Here is a 13,960-nt window from a genome sequence, read left to right as displayed (position 1 = left end):
GTCGTTCCCTTGGACGTGGAGCGCATGAGCGGTGATTGCCGCAGCGGGACAGAGCCCTGTCGCCGTTTGCATCACCGGCTCGGCGATCGCGCCGCCCGCTCGGTGTTGAAACACTGGATCTCGGGTGCTCGGCACCTTTCGGCTCGGCGGCACACGGAGGCACCGCCGGACCTAGACTGCCGTCGGACTTGCGATCAGCCGCGACCCTCGAACACCACGAAGCAGGAGCCTTGACTCTGGGTGTAGTTGTCGTAGCCGGTCACGCGGACATGGTGATCCGGATAGGAGCGATGACACGCTTCGAGCTCGCTCACCACCTGGGCCAGATCGGATACGCCGAAGAAGGGCAGTTTCCACATGGTCCAGTAGTGGTTCATGGCCTTGCTGGGATGGATATGCTCGATACCGGGCGTCCAACCCTGCGCGATGATGTAGGCGATCTGATCGAAGATCTCCTCCTGGGTCATCGGGGGCAGAAACCCGAAGGTCTCCAGGGTGCGCTTGGTTTGGTAGTCGCCCGTGGTGCTTTGGAACGGCATGGTTTCGGTCCTCGTTGTGCGAATGCGTTGGGTTCGAGTGTCAGAGCTTCCAGCCTCCTGCCTCCTGCCGTCAGCCGGCTCTTGCACCGCCGAAAACCGCTTTTGCGGCCCTCGCCGGGCGGACTCGGATTACGGTCCCAGTCATCCCGAGCAGGAGGCTGGGGGCTGGAGGCAGGGGGCTGGCCGCTGGCGGTAGGAGGCTTCTCCTCAACCCACGTCGAGCTTGTCGACCGTGTCGAACTCGAACTTGATCTCTTTCCAGGTCTCCATCGCGATCGCCAGTTCCGGGCTGTGCTTGGCCGCGCCGGTCATGATCTCGCGTGCCTCCTTCTCGAGCTCGCGACCCTCGTTGCGGGCCTTCACGCAGGCTTCGAGCGCCACCCGGTTGGCTGCCGCACCGGCCGCGTTGCCCCAGGGGTGACCTTGGGTACCGCCGCCGAACTGCAGGACCGAGTCGTCGCCGAAGATGGTGACCAGTGCCGGCATGTGCCAGACGTGGATGCCGCCGGAGGCGACCGCGAAGACGCCGGGCATGGAGCCCCAATCCTGGTCGAAGAAGATGCCGCGGGCTCGGTCTTCGGGGATGAAGGATTCGCGCAACAGATCCACGAAACCGAGCGTGGAGCCGCGATCGCCTTCGAGCTTGCCCACGACCGTACCCGTGTGCAGATGGTCGCCGCCCGACAGACGCAGGCACTTGGCCAGCACGCGGAAGTGGATCCCGTGCTTGGGATGACGGTCGATGACCGCGTGCATGGCGCGATGGATGTGCAGCAGCATGCCGTTCTTGCGGCACCACTTGGCCAGACCCGTGTTGGCCGTGAAGCCGCCGGTCAGGAAGTCGTGCATGATGATCGGCTGGCCGAGCTCCTTGGCGAACTCGGCGCGCTCGTACATCTGCTCGGGGTCGGCGGCGGTCACGTTCAGATAGTGACCCTTGCGCTCGCCGGTCTCGGCCTGCGCCGCGGACACGGCCTCGGCGACGAACTCGAAGCGGTTCTGCCAGCGCATGAACGGCTGGGAGTTGACGTTCTCGTCGTCCTTGGTCAGGTCCAGACCGCCGCGCAAGCATTCATAGACGGCGCGACCGTAGTTCTTGGCCGAAAGACCGAGTTTCGGCTTGATGGTTGCGCCCAGGAGCGGACGCCCGTACTTGTTGAGCTTGTCGCGCTCGACCTGGATGCCGCTCGGCGGACCCATGCAGGTCTTCACATAGGCGATCGGGAAACGGATGTCTTCCAGGCGCAGATGACGCAGCGCCTTGAATCCGAACACGTTGCCGACGAGCGAGGTGAGCACGTTGACGACCGAGCCTTCCTCGAACAGATCGATCGGGTAGGCGATGAAGGCGTAGAACGACTCCTTGTCGCCGGGCACGTCTTCGATGCGATAGGCGCGGCCCTTATAGAATTCGAGGTCGGTCAGGAGCTCCGACCACACCGTACTCCAGGTCCCGGTCGAGGACTCCGCAGCCACGGCGGCGGCGACCTCTTCGCGCGGCACACCGGGCTGGCCGGTGCATTTGAAACAGGCCAAGAGGTCGGTGTCGAGGGGGACATAGTCCGGTGTCCAATACATGGCCCGGTATTCTTTTACACCGGCATCGTAGGTCTTCACGCTCATGGTCAGCTCCTGTGGTCTGTGCCTTGTCCGCCTCGCCTGCGGAGGCCGTTTCGAACTCTGGCGTGAACCTTACCGAAGCGGCGACATAGGAAAAAGTCGATAATTTCTATTAATCGCATCGACGATAGTCTATGTACAAAGCCGCCTGAGTCGCGTTGCCCTTGACGCACCCTGCGGGCCTCACTCATAGACGAAAGCAGATGCAAGACCTAAGAAACTTCGATTATTGTTGAAGCGCATCGGTCCGGATACTGAGGATCAGTACACCGTATCGGAGCCATTACATGCGCGTTCTCAACGAGATCCGTTTCGACAATCTACGCGGGGACCTCTTCGGCGGCGTGACCGCCGCCGTCGTCGCACTTCCGATGGCACTCGCTTTCGGCGTCGCATCGGGCGCCGGTGCCGAGGCCGGTCTCTACGGCGCCGTCCTGGTCGGGCTGTTCGCGGCGCTGTTCGGGGGCACGCCGACGCTCATTTCCGAGCCGACCGGCCCGATGACCGTGGTCTTCACAGCGGTCATCGCCTCTCTGATCGCGGCCAATCCGGAGCAGGGCATGGCGATGGCCTTTACGGTCGTCATGCTCGCGGGCCTGTTCCAGATGGCGTTCGGTGCGATGAAGCTCGGGCGCTATGTCACCATGATGCCCTTCACGGTGATCTCCGGATTCATGTCGGGGATCGGGATCATCCTGATCATCCTGCAGCTGCCGGGACTGATCGGTCAGGCGGCGCCGGGTGGCGGGGTCATCGGGACCCTGCAGGCCCTGCCCGAGATGATCCGTGCAATCGATCCGCAGGAGGCGATCCTGGCGGGTCTGACCCTCGCGATCCTGTTTCTGATGCCGGCGCGCATCAAGCGCATCCTGCCGCCTCAGCTGGTGGCGCTGGTCGTGGGCACCTTGATTGCCGTCTGGTGGCTAGGCGATCAGGACATTCGTCGCATCGGGGAGATTCACTCGGGTCTGCCCTCGCTGCAGCTTCCGGTGTTCACCATCGACCAGTGGCAGACCATCCTGATCGATGCGGTCGTTTTGGCGATGCTCGGGTCCGTCGATGCCCTCCTGACCGCCGTGATCGCGGGCAGCTTGACCCGCAAACAGATCGACTCGGACAAGGAGCTGCTCGGGCAGGGCGTCGGCAACTTGGCATCGGGCCTCTTCGGCGGGCTTCCGGGGGCGGGGGCGACCATGGGGACGGTCGTGAACATTCAGGCCGGCGGGCGGAGCGCACTCTCGGGTCTGACCCGAGCGGCGATCCTGGCCGTGGTCGTGGTCTGGGCGGGTGCACTGACCGCGAACATCCCCTTGGCGGTCCTTGCAGGCATCGCCGTGAAGGTGGGTATCGACATCATCGACTGGGGTTTTCTGGCCCGCGCTCATCGCGTGTCGATGAAGGGTGCCTTGATCACCTACGGCGTCATCGTCATGACGGTGTTCGTCGATCTGATTACGGCCGTGGCGATCGGCCTCTTCGTCGCCAACGTCCTGACGATCCGGCGTCTTGCCGACGTGCAGGAAGAGTCCGTGTGTGTTCTGCCGGCCCGCCGCAAGCGCGACGAGGCGCCCTGCGCCGGTCTGTCGTGCGAGGAGCGATCGCTGCTGGCTCAGGGGCGCGGTCGGGTGAAGATTCTCTACCTCAGCGGTCCGCTGGTCTTCGGTGCCGCGGCCGCAATCAGTCGTCAGAGTCCCAAGCTCGAAGGCGCACAGGCGATCGTCATCGACCTGAGTCAGGTCCCGCACATGGGGGTGACGACCGCGGTTGCGGTGGAGTCGACGGTGCGCGATGCTCTCTCCCAAGGTCAAGCGGTCTATATGGCCGGTGTTCACGGCCAGCCGCGCGAGCGTCTGGAGCACCTGGGTTTGCGCGGGGCGATGCGCGAGGATCGTTGGGTCGAGGATCGCGAGTCTGCCTTGAAGCTTGCGTTGGAGCAGATGTCGCCGCGGTAGCTGCCAGACCGTCCGTCGGGATTTGTGCGCCCGGCCGGGTTGCCCTCGGGGCTCGTCGCCAATACCTCGGTACAACGCGGTAGTACGGGACGAACGAGGAAACGACGATGGTCCGAGCAACAGAAACGGCGATCCGCTGGGTCGAGCAAGGTAAGGTCCCCGACAGCGTGACGCGCAGCGGCATTCGCGCGCTGCTGCGTGGCCGCCTGGCGACCTTGCCGACGGAGGATTGCGAGGCGGCGATACGCGAGAAGCGCGACTTCATCGCCATGATGGACGCTTCGCCGATCGCGGACGTGCCGGAGCGCGCGAACGAGCAACACTACGAGCTGCCGGCGGCCTTCTTCGATCTGGTGCTGGGGCCGCGTCGCAAATACAGCTCCTGTTACTGGCCCGACAGCATCACGTCGCTGGAGGAGGCAGAGGAGGCGTCCTTGGCGATCACGGCCGAGCGGGCCGGGATCCAGGACGGTGATCGGGTGCTGGAGCTCGGATGCGGCTGGGGCGCCTTGAGTCTCTACCTTGCCGAGCGATTTCCGAGCTGTCGGATCACCGGGGTCTCGAACTCGAGCGGGCAGCGCGCCTTCATCGAGGCGCAGCGCGATCGACGGGGTCTGAAGAACCTGGAAATCGTCACGGCCGACATGAACGATTTTCAGGCCGACGGCCAGTACGACCGAGTCGTCTCGCTGGAGATGTTCGAGCACATGCGCAATCATCGCAAGCTGTACGCGCGGGTGCATGACTGGTTGAAGCCCGGCGGGCGCTTCCTGATGCACATCTTCGTCCATCGCGAGCATCCCTATCCCTTCGAGGACGTGGGGCCGAGCGACTGGATGAGTCACTACTTCTTCGCGGGCGGCATCATGCCGAGCGACGATCTACCGCTGCATTTTCAGGAGCATCTCAAGCTGGTGACGCGCTGGCGCTGGGACGGTCGGCATTACGAGCGCACGCTCAATGCCTGGCTGGAGCGGATGGATACGGCACGCGATCGCGTCTGGCCGATCCTGGAAGAAACCTACGGCAGCGATCAAGCGGGGGTCTGGTGGATGCGCTGGCGGCTCTTCTTCATGGCCTGCGCGGAGCTGTTCGGTTATCGCAAGGGGCAGGAGTGGTATGTGAGCCACTATCTCTTCGAGCGTCCGGCCTAAGTCCTGCCGCCGGTCACCGCCCGTAAAAGGCGCGTGACCGGCGGCCGGTTACTGCGGCCTAAATCAGGCCTTGTCGTTCTTGGTGGTGTCCATCTTCAGTGCCATGTACGCAGGGCAGGTGCCGATTGCGCCGGTCGCGAGCACGACCAGGCCGATGATCGAGAACAGCACGGTATTGGTGACGATGCCCAAGAACACCAACACACCGCCGGCGCCCAAGCGGATGTTACGATCGGTCTTCCCAACATTTTTAATCAGCGTCATGACGTCAACTCCGTTGTGTATAAGGAAAAAAGGGATCGAGCGCGTGCCGCGCTTCGCCGATGGCGCGGGATTTCCGAGGCTGGTCCCGATGCATTCGCCCGTGTGGCCCGGCCGCTCCTGCATCGGTTACCGTCGGCGGGGACAGATACAGTATACCCATTCCCGGCCGCGAGGTTCGTTGCGATCCGGCAAGGCGCGCCGACGATCGCCCTTGGTCCGTGACCCTGCGCGAGCCTCCGATGCCTTCGTCGGATCCCCGGCGCCGCGCTTGGTTCCCCGATGACCTCGGCTTCTCTTCCGAGCCAGCGGGTTCGGCGTGCCGCCCGCATCATCGCGGGCGGTGGTGTGGTCGCCTATCCCACCGAGGCCGTGTTCGGCTTGGGGTGCGATCCACGGAACGGGGATGCAGTGGCGAGGATTCTGAGCATGAAGCGCCGTGATGTCGCCAAGGGATTGATCCTGATCGCCGCGGATCCGATGCAGCTCGAACCCTTCGTCCTGCCGCTCGCTGCCGATCGGATGGCGGAGATTCGGGCAAGCTGGCCGGGCCCGAATACGTGGCTGCTGCCGGCGCGGTCCGAGACACCCCGCTGGCTCACGGGGCGCTTCGACACACTTGCGGTCCGGGTCACGGCACATCCGCTCGCCGCCGCGCTTTGCCGCACCTATGGCGGCGCCATCGTCTCAACCAGTGCAAATCAAGCCAGCCGACGACCGGCCAGGACGGCCATGCAGGTACGCTTGGCGCTCGACCAGCCCCCGGACATGATCCTCGCCGGTGCCTGCGTCGGCTCCGATCAACCCTCCTGCATCCGCGACGGGCGGACGGGGCGGATGCTGAGGGCCTGATCGGGGTGATTCACGAAAAAATCCGCCGACCCAAGATCCCGGCTTCGAGCCGCCGTTCGTCTCGTGCGCGCGCCTCAATGCCGATGTCGGAAGGTCCAAGGTGTCTGGTGCTTCCCCTGCTTTCCCCAGATTCCAACCGCCGCGGCGCGGGCCTTACGCTCCGCGCGGAAGAAACGCGACTCCTCGCAATAGCGAGGATAAACCGCAGCCTGCCCCTGCTTGACCTGCTCGAGGTTCAGCGAGAGTCGCTCGCCGTCGGCGGTGTACACCTCCGCCACCGTACGCCCGAAGCGGTCGGTCTCGATGGGCCGCATCTCGATCCGATCCGTGGCGATGCGCTCGAGGTGCGCCCGCGACCGATTGCCCCAGGGCTTCTGGCCTTGCTCGGGTGCGTCGATACAGTACAGACGGACCACGACGGACGTGCCGCCGCAGGTCAGCCGGAGCGAATCTCCATCCAGCACCTGATTCAAGGCGCAGAGGCGACCCGACCCGGCGAATGACCATTCGAACGGGATCAGACCCGGTCCCCAGCGTTCGATGACCCAAGCGCCGGTCACGGCCAGTGCGATCAGAAGACTCGAGAGGGCAGAATGACGCCCTCTCCACCATCGCCTCATCGGCGCGCTCGCCGCGGCAGCGAGCCGTCAACCATTGAGCCACAAATGAACGACGATGCTCGCGAAATAACCCAAGGCGATCTCGGGCGTCCATCGCAGATGCGCAAAAAAGGTATAGACGCCGCGGGCTTGACCCATGAGGGCGACCCCGGCCGCCGACCCGATCGAGAGTAGCGACCCGCCGACACCGGCCGTCAGGGTAACCAGGAGCCACTGCGTCTGGTCCATGTCCGGATTCATGGTGAGGACCGCGAACATGACCGGGATGTTGTCGACCACCGCCGACAGGAGCCCGATGGCGACGTTGGCCGGGATCGGTCCCCATTGCTCATACATGACCTCCGAGGCCATACCCAGATAGCCGATGAACCCGAGCCCGCCGACACAGAGCACGACGCCGTAGAAGAACAGCAGGGTGTCCCATTCGGCGCGCGCGACCTTGTTGAAGACGTCGAACGGCGTGATGTCGCCGATCAGATTCGCACGCTCGACATTGCGCTGCTGCCAGCCATGATGGCTCATCCGAAGATAAAAGCCGAAGAATTGAAGATACCCGAGCCCGGTCAGCATGCCGATGACCGGCGGTAGGTGCAGGAAGTTGTGGAACGCGACCGCTGTTGCGATCGTCAGCAGGAAGAGCAGGATGATGCGCTTGGCGCCACGCCGCATGTGGATGTCCACCGCCGCCGCCGTCTTGGATTCGAGGTCGGCGGCTCCGTGGTACGAGAACGATACCCGCCGAGTCTGTTTTGCCGACGCCGTTTCGGGTTTGGTGTCGGGCACGGCATGGTGCATGAAGATCGCCGGCACCAAAAAATTGACCAGCGCCGGGATGAAGAGGTCGAAGAAGCCGAAGAAATCGATGATGCCTTTCTGCCAGACCATGAGCGTCGTGATGTCGCCGAATGGGCTGAATGCTCCGCCCGCGTTGGCTGCGACCACGATGTTGATGCAGGCCAGGGTCACGAAACGGGTGTTGTCGCCGCCGACAGCCATGACAACGGCGCACATCAAGAGCGCCGTGGTCAGGTTGTCCGCCACCGGCGAGATGCAGAACGCCAGTCCGCCCGTCATCCAAAAGAGCGCACGCAGACCGAAGCCCTTACGGATCAACCATGAGCGCAAGGCATCGAACACCTGACGCTCCTGCATGGCGTTGATGTAGGTCATCGCCACCAGCAGGAAGAGCATCAGCTCCGAGTATTCGAGCAGGTTGTGCCGCACCGCCGTCTCGGCCTCCTGAGTGAGGCCGTTCTGCGAATAGACGTAGGCGATCAGCGCCCAGATGATCCCCGCAGCGATGATGACCGGCTTGGACTTGCGCAGGTGCAGGAACTCCTCGGCCATCACAAGCAAGTAGGCGAGGACGAAGATGATCAGGGCCGCATAGCCGACGGAATGCGCGGTCAAGTCGATCCACTGCCCGGACTCGCTTGCGAGCGACAGGCCTGGTATGAGCAGAGCAAAAAGACCCATGTAGGGCACAAACGAAAGGCGTCCGGGGGCACGCATCATGATGAATCCTGCTGGGATGGTGTGTCGGAGTCGCGGGCGAGCGCGTCGGTGTTAAAGTCGACCGCGCGGCCTGTCCTCGAGCGTCTGCGTCGGCTGTCCTGCGCAGCAAGCGCCATCTCCGGACGTCACACGCCGCAAACTCCGCGCTCGAGCCGTGCTGCCGACGGCGGTGCTCACGATACTAGCGGATTCATCCAGCGCCAAGCGGGTTTTACATGGAACAACAGCACAAGACCTTGACCATGACCCTTCTGATGACACCCGACATGGCCAATTTTTCGGGCCATGTCCACGGCGGGGCGACCCTGCGGCTGCTCGACCAGGTCGCGTATGCCTGCGCGGCGCGCTATTCCAATCACTACGTGGTCACGCTCTCGGTCGATCAGGTGTTCTTTCGCCAGCCCCTGCGCGTCGGCGAGCTGGTGACCTGCCTGGCCTCGGTCAATTACACCGGCAACACCTCGATGGAGGTCGGGATCCGGGTCATCGCCGAGGACATCATCCACAAGACCACCCGGCACGCCATGACATCCTATTTCACGATGGTGGCGGTCGACGACCAAGGACGTCCCGTGAAGGTGCCCGCGCTGCGGATCGAAACACCCAACGAACGTCGTCGCTACGAAAGCGCGGCCCTGCGGCGGGAGTTTCGGCGCGAGATCGAGCGGCGCAACGACGAGATTCGTCAGGTGCATAAGAGTCGGGCGGGGGAGTTGTGACGACCGCGTCGAAAGCGTCGTTCGGGCAGGACCCGGCTCGCCGAGGTGAGCTCGACAACAATTGTTGTTTCCAACAATCTCTCGTTACGAGTCTCCAAGATTCCCCACGACTCCCGCTCCTGGCTTCTATTCTGCATTACGACACCGGCCGAGAGGCGGCGGAAAGGTCCGGACCCGACCTACACCGATCATCGGGGCGAGCCAGCCCCGCGACTTTTGCGCCAAGAGCGGACGCTCGGCATGAGTCCGGTTAGCGACTGCACGACGCGCTTTGCGGACGCTGGCGCGCATGCTCCGGATAAGCCGGAGATCCGATCCGGTCAGCTGCGCTCATCCCGCGAGCGACCGCCGCAGCGTCGTGAGCAGACGGACATGTTCGGTTCGTCTTGCCTTACGGGCAAAATCTGGCAGATCAGGGGGACTCCCGGCTGCCGGAGTAACGGAGCATCAAGCATGAGCTTGGTGTTCCGGTTCGACCGACAGCCGCATGCCCATTGTTTTCAGCACGGCAAGCAACGTTTTCAGTGTCGGGTTGCCCTTGGGTGACAGGGAGCGGTACAACGACTCCCGGCTGATGCCGGCCTCGGCCGCCACCGCCCCCAAGCCGCCATGGGCTTCCGCCACGGTGCGGAGCGCCAAGAGACCGGCGGCTCGCTCGTCGGGATCGTCGAGTGACTCCATCGCTGCTTTCAGGTACGCGACCGCCAGTTCCCGGTCGGCGCGCAGTTCGGCGATCTCGCGCTCATGGTGTGAGACCACGCCTTTCAATTGACTCATGTTTGTCTCCGTTTCCACTCTGACCACGGCGTCTTGGCGCGCTTGATGTCCGATACCTGGGAACTCTTGTCTCCGCCGCACAAGAGCAGGACAACCGATGCTCCGTAGCGGCCACAGTACACGCGGTGTCCGGCACCTACATGCACACGCAACTCGATGACACCTTCACCGACCGGCTCGCTGTCGCCGAAGTTACCCGACTGCACTTGCCGCAAACGAACGCGAATCCGTGCTTGTGCCACCCTATCGCGCACGCCGTCCAACCATTCCGTGAATGGTTCGCGGCCGTCCTCGCGCTGATACCGAAAGAGCTCTATCATGGGTACCAGTGTAACTTAAAAGCTACTTTTGCGCAGTGCAAAAAGACCTTGGAGCGCAAGACGGGGCCGGCATGCGCCCGGGCTGCGGCGATCCGCGCGACCCAGGCTGCCGGATGGGGTGCCTTTCGGTTTCATCTCGCTACGCATTGGCCCAAGGCAGCCTCTGATCTGATCTGTGCTTGATGCACGACTGCGTCCTAACGTCGACTTCACAATGGTCTTCAGCCACTCGGAGTCGTGCATTAACGGACCGTTTTGGATCGTAACCAGCCTATCCGCAGCGTGAGCGCCAGCGTCCGCAGTGCGTCCAGACCGGTCGCTCTCGCCGAGGCGCCGAGCGGTAGGTCTGGATTTCGATTTGTCGCCGGTTCGGCAGACTCGATTTTCCGCTTCCATCGGTCGACTTGACTTGAGGTGCGTCGGCTCATCGCCGAAGAGGGGCTCAAGGGAAGCCTCGAGGCAAACGGCAACCGCGGACTCGCTCGCTGGATTGGCGGCGGTAGCACCGTCGCCTCGTTCCTCATTTCGGCAACAGTGGCACGTGGCGCGGAGCGCCGCGGGGCATGCGTGACACCGCGGAGCGGATGTCACGAGCCTCTGACGGCTAAGGTTTCGGTGGCTCGTCTGATGAGCGAGTCGTGCGGCAGCTTCGATCTCGTCGGAGCCAATCATGTGTCGGAGTGCGCGCCGATCACAGCGCCGCAATCTTCTCCCGCTGCGCCTGCAGGTTGCCGATCGCCTGCGACTGCTCGGAGAGTCGTGCGCGCTCCTTGTCGACGACGGCGGCCGGGGCCTTGTCGACGAAGCTCGGGTTGGCGAGCTTCTGGCCGATGCGGGCGATCTCGTCGGTCAGGCGGCCGATCTCCTTGTCGAGGCGTTTGAGCTCGGCGTCCTTGTCGATCAGGCCGGCCATCGGGATGAGGAGCTTCATGTTGCCGACGAGTGCGATCGCCGACTCGGGGGCGGTCGATTCGTCCTCGAGCAGGGTGACGGATTCGATGCGGGCGAGGAAATCCAGGTAGAGTCGGGCGACGGCGAGCCAGGTCCTGTCCTGCTCGGAGGCGTTGGCGACAAGGACCGGCAGTGGTTTGCCGGGGGCGATGTTCATCTCGCCCTTGATGCGACGCACCCCGAGGATGACCTGCTGGACCCACTCGATCTCGGCGACGGCCTCGGGGTCGTCGGCTCCTGCATCGGCGACGGGGTAGGGTGCGAGCATGATGGTCTCGCCTTGAACTCCGGCCAACGGCGCGACCTTCTGCCAGATCTCCTCCGTGATGAAGGGCATGATGGGGTGGGCGAGGCGCAGCAGGGTCTCCAGCGTCTCGACCAGGGTACGGCGGGTGCCGCGCTTGGCGGCATCGGTGGCGCTCGATCCGGTCAGCACCGGCTTTGACAGCTCCAGATACCAGTCGCAGAAGGCGTTCCAGGTGAAGTCGTAGATCGCCTGGGCGGCGAGGTCGAAGCGGTAGCCCTCGATGGCCTCCGTGACCGTGGCCGTGGTGGCGTTGAGACGGGCGCGGATCCAGCGGTCGGCGGCTGATAGCTCCAGCGCGCCGCCCGATTGATCGGGGGCCTGGCCGCAGTCCTGATCCTCCGTGTTCATCAGCACGTAGCGCGAGGCGTTCCACAGCTTGTTGCAGAAGTTGCGGTAGCCCTCGATCCGACCCAGGTCGAATTTGACGTCGCGCCCGGTGGTGGCGAGCGCGGCGAAGGTGAAGCGCAGCGCGTCGGTGCCGAAGCCGGGGATGCCGTCGGGATAGTCCTTGCGGGTCTGTTTGGCGATCTTCTCGGCCAGATGCGGCTGCATCATGCCCTTGGTGCGCTTCTCGACGAGTGCCTCGAGTCCGATCCCGTCGATCAGGTCGATGGGGTCGAGCACGTTGCCCTTGGACTTGGACATCTTGTCGCCGTGGGCATCGCGCACCAGGCCATGGATGTAGACGTCCTTGAAGGGGACGTCGCCCATGAACTTGAGCCCCATCATGATCATCCGGGCGACCCAGAAGAAGATGATGTCGAACCCGGTGACCAGCACCGCGGTCGGATAGAAGGCGTTGAGGCGATCGGTCTGCTCGGGCCAGCCGAGCGTGCTGAAGGGCCAGAGTGCGGAGCTGAACCAGGTGTCGAGCACGTCCGGGTCCTGGAGCAGGACGACCTCGGGGCCGAAGCCGTGGCTCTCGCGCACCTCGTCCTCCGAACGGCCGACATAGACGTTGCCCTCGACGTCGTACCAGGCCGGAATCCGGTGCCCCCACCAGATCTGGCGGCTGATGCACCAGTCCTGGATGTTGCGCATCCAATCGTAATAGGTGTTCTTCCAGTTGTCCGGGACGAAGCGGATGCGCCCGTCCTCGACCGCGGCGATTGCGGGCTCCGCCAGCGGGGCGACCCGCACGTACCACTGATCGGTCAGATAGGGCTCGATGACGGCGCCCGAGCGGTCGCCGCGCGGCTGTTGGAGCCGGTGCTCCTTCACCGCGGCGAGCAAGCCGAGCGAGTCGAGATCGGCGACGATGAGCTTGCGGGCCTCGTAGCGGTCGAGCCCGATGTAGGCGGCGGGCAGCAGCGCGCCCTCCTCGGGCTGGTTGTCGCGGATCGCGGCATCCGGGGTGAGGATGTTGATCAGACCGCCGTGCGGTTGATCGGCGATCGCGGTCTCGTCGCGATGACGCAGCCAGACCTGGTGGTCGTTGAAGTCGTGCGCGGGCGTGATCTTCACGCAGCCGGTCCCGAACTCCGGATCTGCGTGCTCGTCGGCGATGACGGGGATGCGCCGGCCGGTCAAGGGCAGCTCGACGAATTCACCGATCAGGTGTTTGTAGCGCGGGTCTTCCGGGTTGACGGCCACGGCACAGTCGCCGAGCAGGGTCTCCGGGCGGGTGGTGGAGACGACCAGATGCGCCGGTCCCGCGGCGCCGGGCGGCAGCGCCAAGGGGTAGCGGATGTCCCACATGTGGCCGGACTCTTCCTCGGAGATGACCTCGAGATCGGAGACCGCCGTGTGCAGCGCCGGGTCCCAGTTGACCAGACGCTTGCCGCGATAGATGAGCCCTTCTTCGAACAGACGCACGAAGACCTCGCGCACGGCGTTGGAGAGGCCCTCGTCCATGGTGAAGCGCTCGTGCTGCCAGTCGAGCGAGGAGCCCAGACGGCGCAGCTGGCGTGTGATGTTGCCGCCGGACTCCTGCTTCCACTCCCAGACGCGCTCGATGAATGCATCGCGACCCAAGTCATGCCGGGTTTGGCCCGCAGCCTCCAGTTGGCGCTCGACCACCATCTGGGTCGCGATCCCGGCGTGATCGGTGCCCGGTTGCCAGAGGGTGCGATCGCCTTTCATGCGGTGATAGCGCACCATCGTATCCATAATGGTGTTGTTGAACCCGTGACCCATGTGGAGGCTGCCGGTCACGTTCGGCGGCGGGATCATGATGCAATAGGCTCCGCCCCCCGTGCCTTCGTCCCGGGCGCTCCCGGTCTGGTCGGCCGGGATGAAATAGCCCTTCTCTTCCCAGAGGCGATACCAGTTTTTCTCGAGGGTTTGGGGGTCGTAGTTCTTATCCAGCATGATGGTGTCGCCGTCCGAGAAGCGCGTTCGAAATGAAGTCGCGAGTATAACCGAAGGCGCCCG

12 protein-coding genes are annotated in these 13,960 nt (G+C 64.1%); 4 read left to right on the top strand and 8 right to left on the bottom strand.

What is annotated here, in order from left to right:
- Positions 1-194: 194 nt before the first annotated feature.
- A complete protein-coding gene (locus tag BLV04_RS19045) occupies positions 195-539 on the bottom strand; it encodes a ribulose bisphosphate carboxylase small subunit (RefSeq protein ID WP_093036064.1) in 345 nt (114 codons plus the stop codon).
- A gap of 207 nt (positions 540-746) precedes the next feature.
- Positions 747-2,162 (bottom strand): form I ribulose bisphosphate carboxylase large subunit, encoded by a 1,416-nt coding sequence (locus tag BLV04_RS19040; RefSeq protein WP_093036061.1) that lies wholly within the window; start codon positions 2,160-2,162, stop codon positions 747-749.
- Positions 2,163-2,446: 284 nt separating this feature from the next.
- Between BLV04_RS19040 and BLV04_RS19035 the strand changes: the two genes are divergently transcribed.
- A complete protein-coding gene (locus BLV04_RS19035; RefSeq protein WP_093036058.1) occupies positions 2,447-4,111 on the top strand; it encodes a SulP family inorganic anion transporter in 1,665 nt (554 codons plus the stop codon).
- 107 nt (positions 4,112-4,218) lie between these two features.
- Positions 4,219-5,265 carry an SAM-dependent methyltransferase gene (locus tag BLV04_RS19030; protein WP_093036055.1) on the top strand — a complete coding sequence of 349 codons (1,047 nt, stop codon included), beginning with the start codon at positions 4,219-4,221 and terminating at the stop codon, positions 5,263-5,265.
- A 63-nt stretch (positions 5,266-5,328) separates the two neighbouring features.
- Here BLV04_RS19030 and BLV04_RS19025 read toward each other — a convergent pair whose 3' ends face one another.
- Positions 5,329-5,529: a YgaP family membrane protein gene (locus BLV04_RS19025; protein WP_093036052.1), complete on the bottom strand. Its 201-nt coding sequence runs from the start codon at positions 5,527-5,529 to the stop codon at positions 5,329-5,331.
- Between the two features lie 279 nt (positions 5,530-5,808).
- Between BLV04_RS19025 and tsaC the strand changes: the two genes are divergently transcribed.
- Complete coding sequence (gene tsaC, locus BLV04_RS19020) at positions 5,809-6,378, top strand: L-threonylcarbamoyladenylate synthase type 1 TsaC (protein ID WP_093036049.1); 570 nt, start codon at positions 5,809-5,811, stop codon at positions 6,376-6,378.
- Positions 6,379-6,452: 74 nt separating this feature from the next.
- Here the strand turns inward: tsaC and BLV04_RS19015 are convergent, their stop codons facing one another.
- Together BLV04_RS19015 and nhaD are read right to left on the bottom strand one after the other, a co-directional pair.
- On the bottom strand, positions 6,453-6,998 hold the full coding sequence (locus BLV04_RS19015; protein ID WP_093036046.1) for a thermonuclease family protein: 546 nt from the start codon (positions 6,996-6,998) through the stop codon (positions 6,453-6,455).
- A gap of 27 nt (positions 6,999-7,025) precedes the next feature.
- Positions 7,026-8,513, bottom strand: a complete 1,488-nt coding sequence (gene nhaD, locus BLV04_RS19010) for a sodium:proton antiporter NhaD (protein ID WP_175534703.1) — start codon at positions 8,511-8,513, stop codon at positions 7,026-7,028.
- Between the two features lie 215 nt (positions 8,514-8,728).
- Here nhaD and BLV04_RS19005 point away from each other — a divergent pair, with 215 nt between their 5' ends.
- Positions 8,729-9,232 (top strand): acyl-CoA thioesterase, encoded by a 504-nt coding sequence (locus tag BLV04_RS19005; RefSeq protein WP_093036043.1) that lies wholly within the window; start codon positions 8,729-8,731, stop codon positions 9,230-9,232.
- 447 nt (positions 9,233-9,679) lie between these two features.
- On the opposite strand, the gene BLV04_RS19000 is transcribed toward BLV04_RS19005, so the two are convergent.
- The 3 genes from BLV04_RS19000 to BLV04_RS18990 form a co-directional block, all read right to left on the bottom strand.
- Positions 9,680-10,009, bottom strand: coding sequence for an addiction module antidote protein (locus BLV04_RS19000; protein ID WP_093036041.1), 330 nt, complete (start codon positions 10,007-10,009; stop codon positions 9,680-9,682).
- Positions 10,006-10,329, bottom strand: coding sequence for a type II toxin-antitoxin system RelE/ParE family toxin (locus BLV04_RS18995; RefSeq protein ID WP_175534702.1), 324 nt, complete (start codon positions 10,327-10,329; stop codon positions 10,006-10,008). Before BLV04_RS18995 ends, BLV04_RS19000 begins: the two co-directional genes overlap by 4 nt.
- Positions 10,330-11,020: 691 nt before the next feature.
- Positions 11,021-13,897 carry a valine--tRNA ligase gene (locus BLV04_RS18990; protein WP_093036035.1) on the bottom strand — a complete coding sequence of 959 codons (2,877 nt, stop codon included), beginning with the start codon at positions 13,895-13,897 and terminating at the stop codon, positions 11,021-11,023.
- Positions 13,898-13,960: the final 63 nt, after the last annotated feature.

It is taken from the genome of Thiocapsa roseopersicina (assembly GCF_900106925.1).
GTDB lineage: Bacteria > Pseudomonadota > Gammaproteobacteria > Chromatiales > Chromatiaceae > Thiocapsa > Thiocapsa roseopersicina.
The sequence above is the reverse complement of the archived record's forward strand: the minus strand, read 5'-3'. Positions and strand labels throughout refer to the sequence as shown.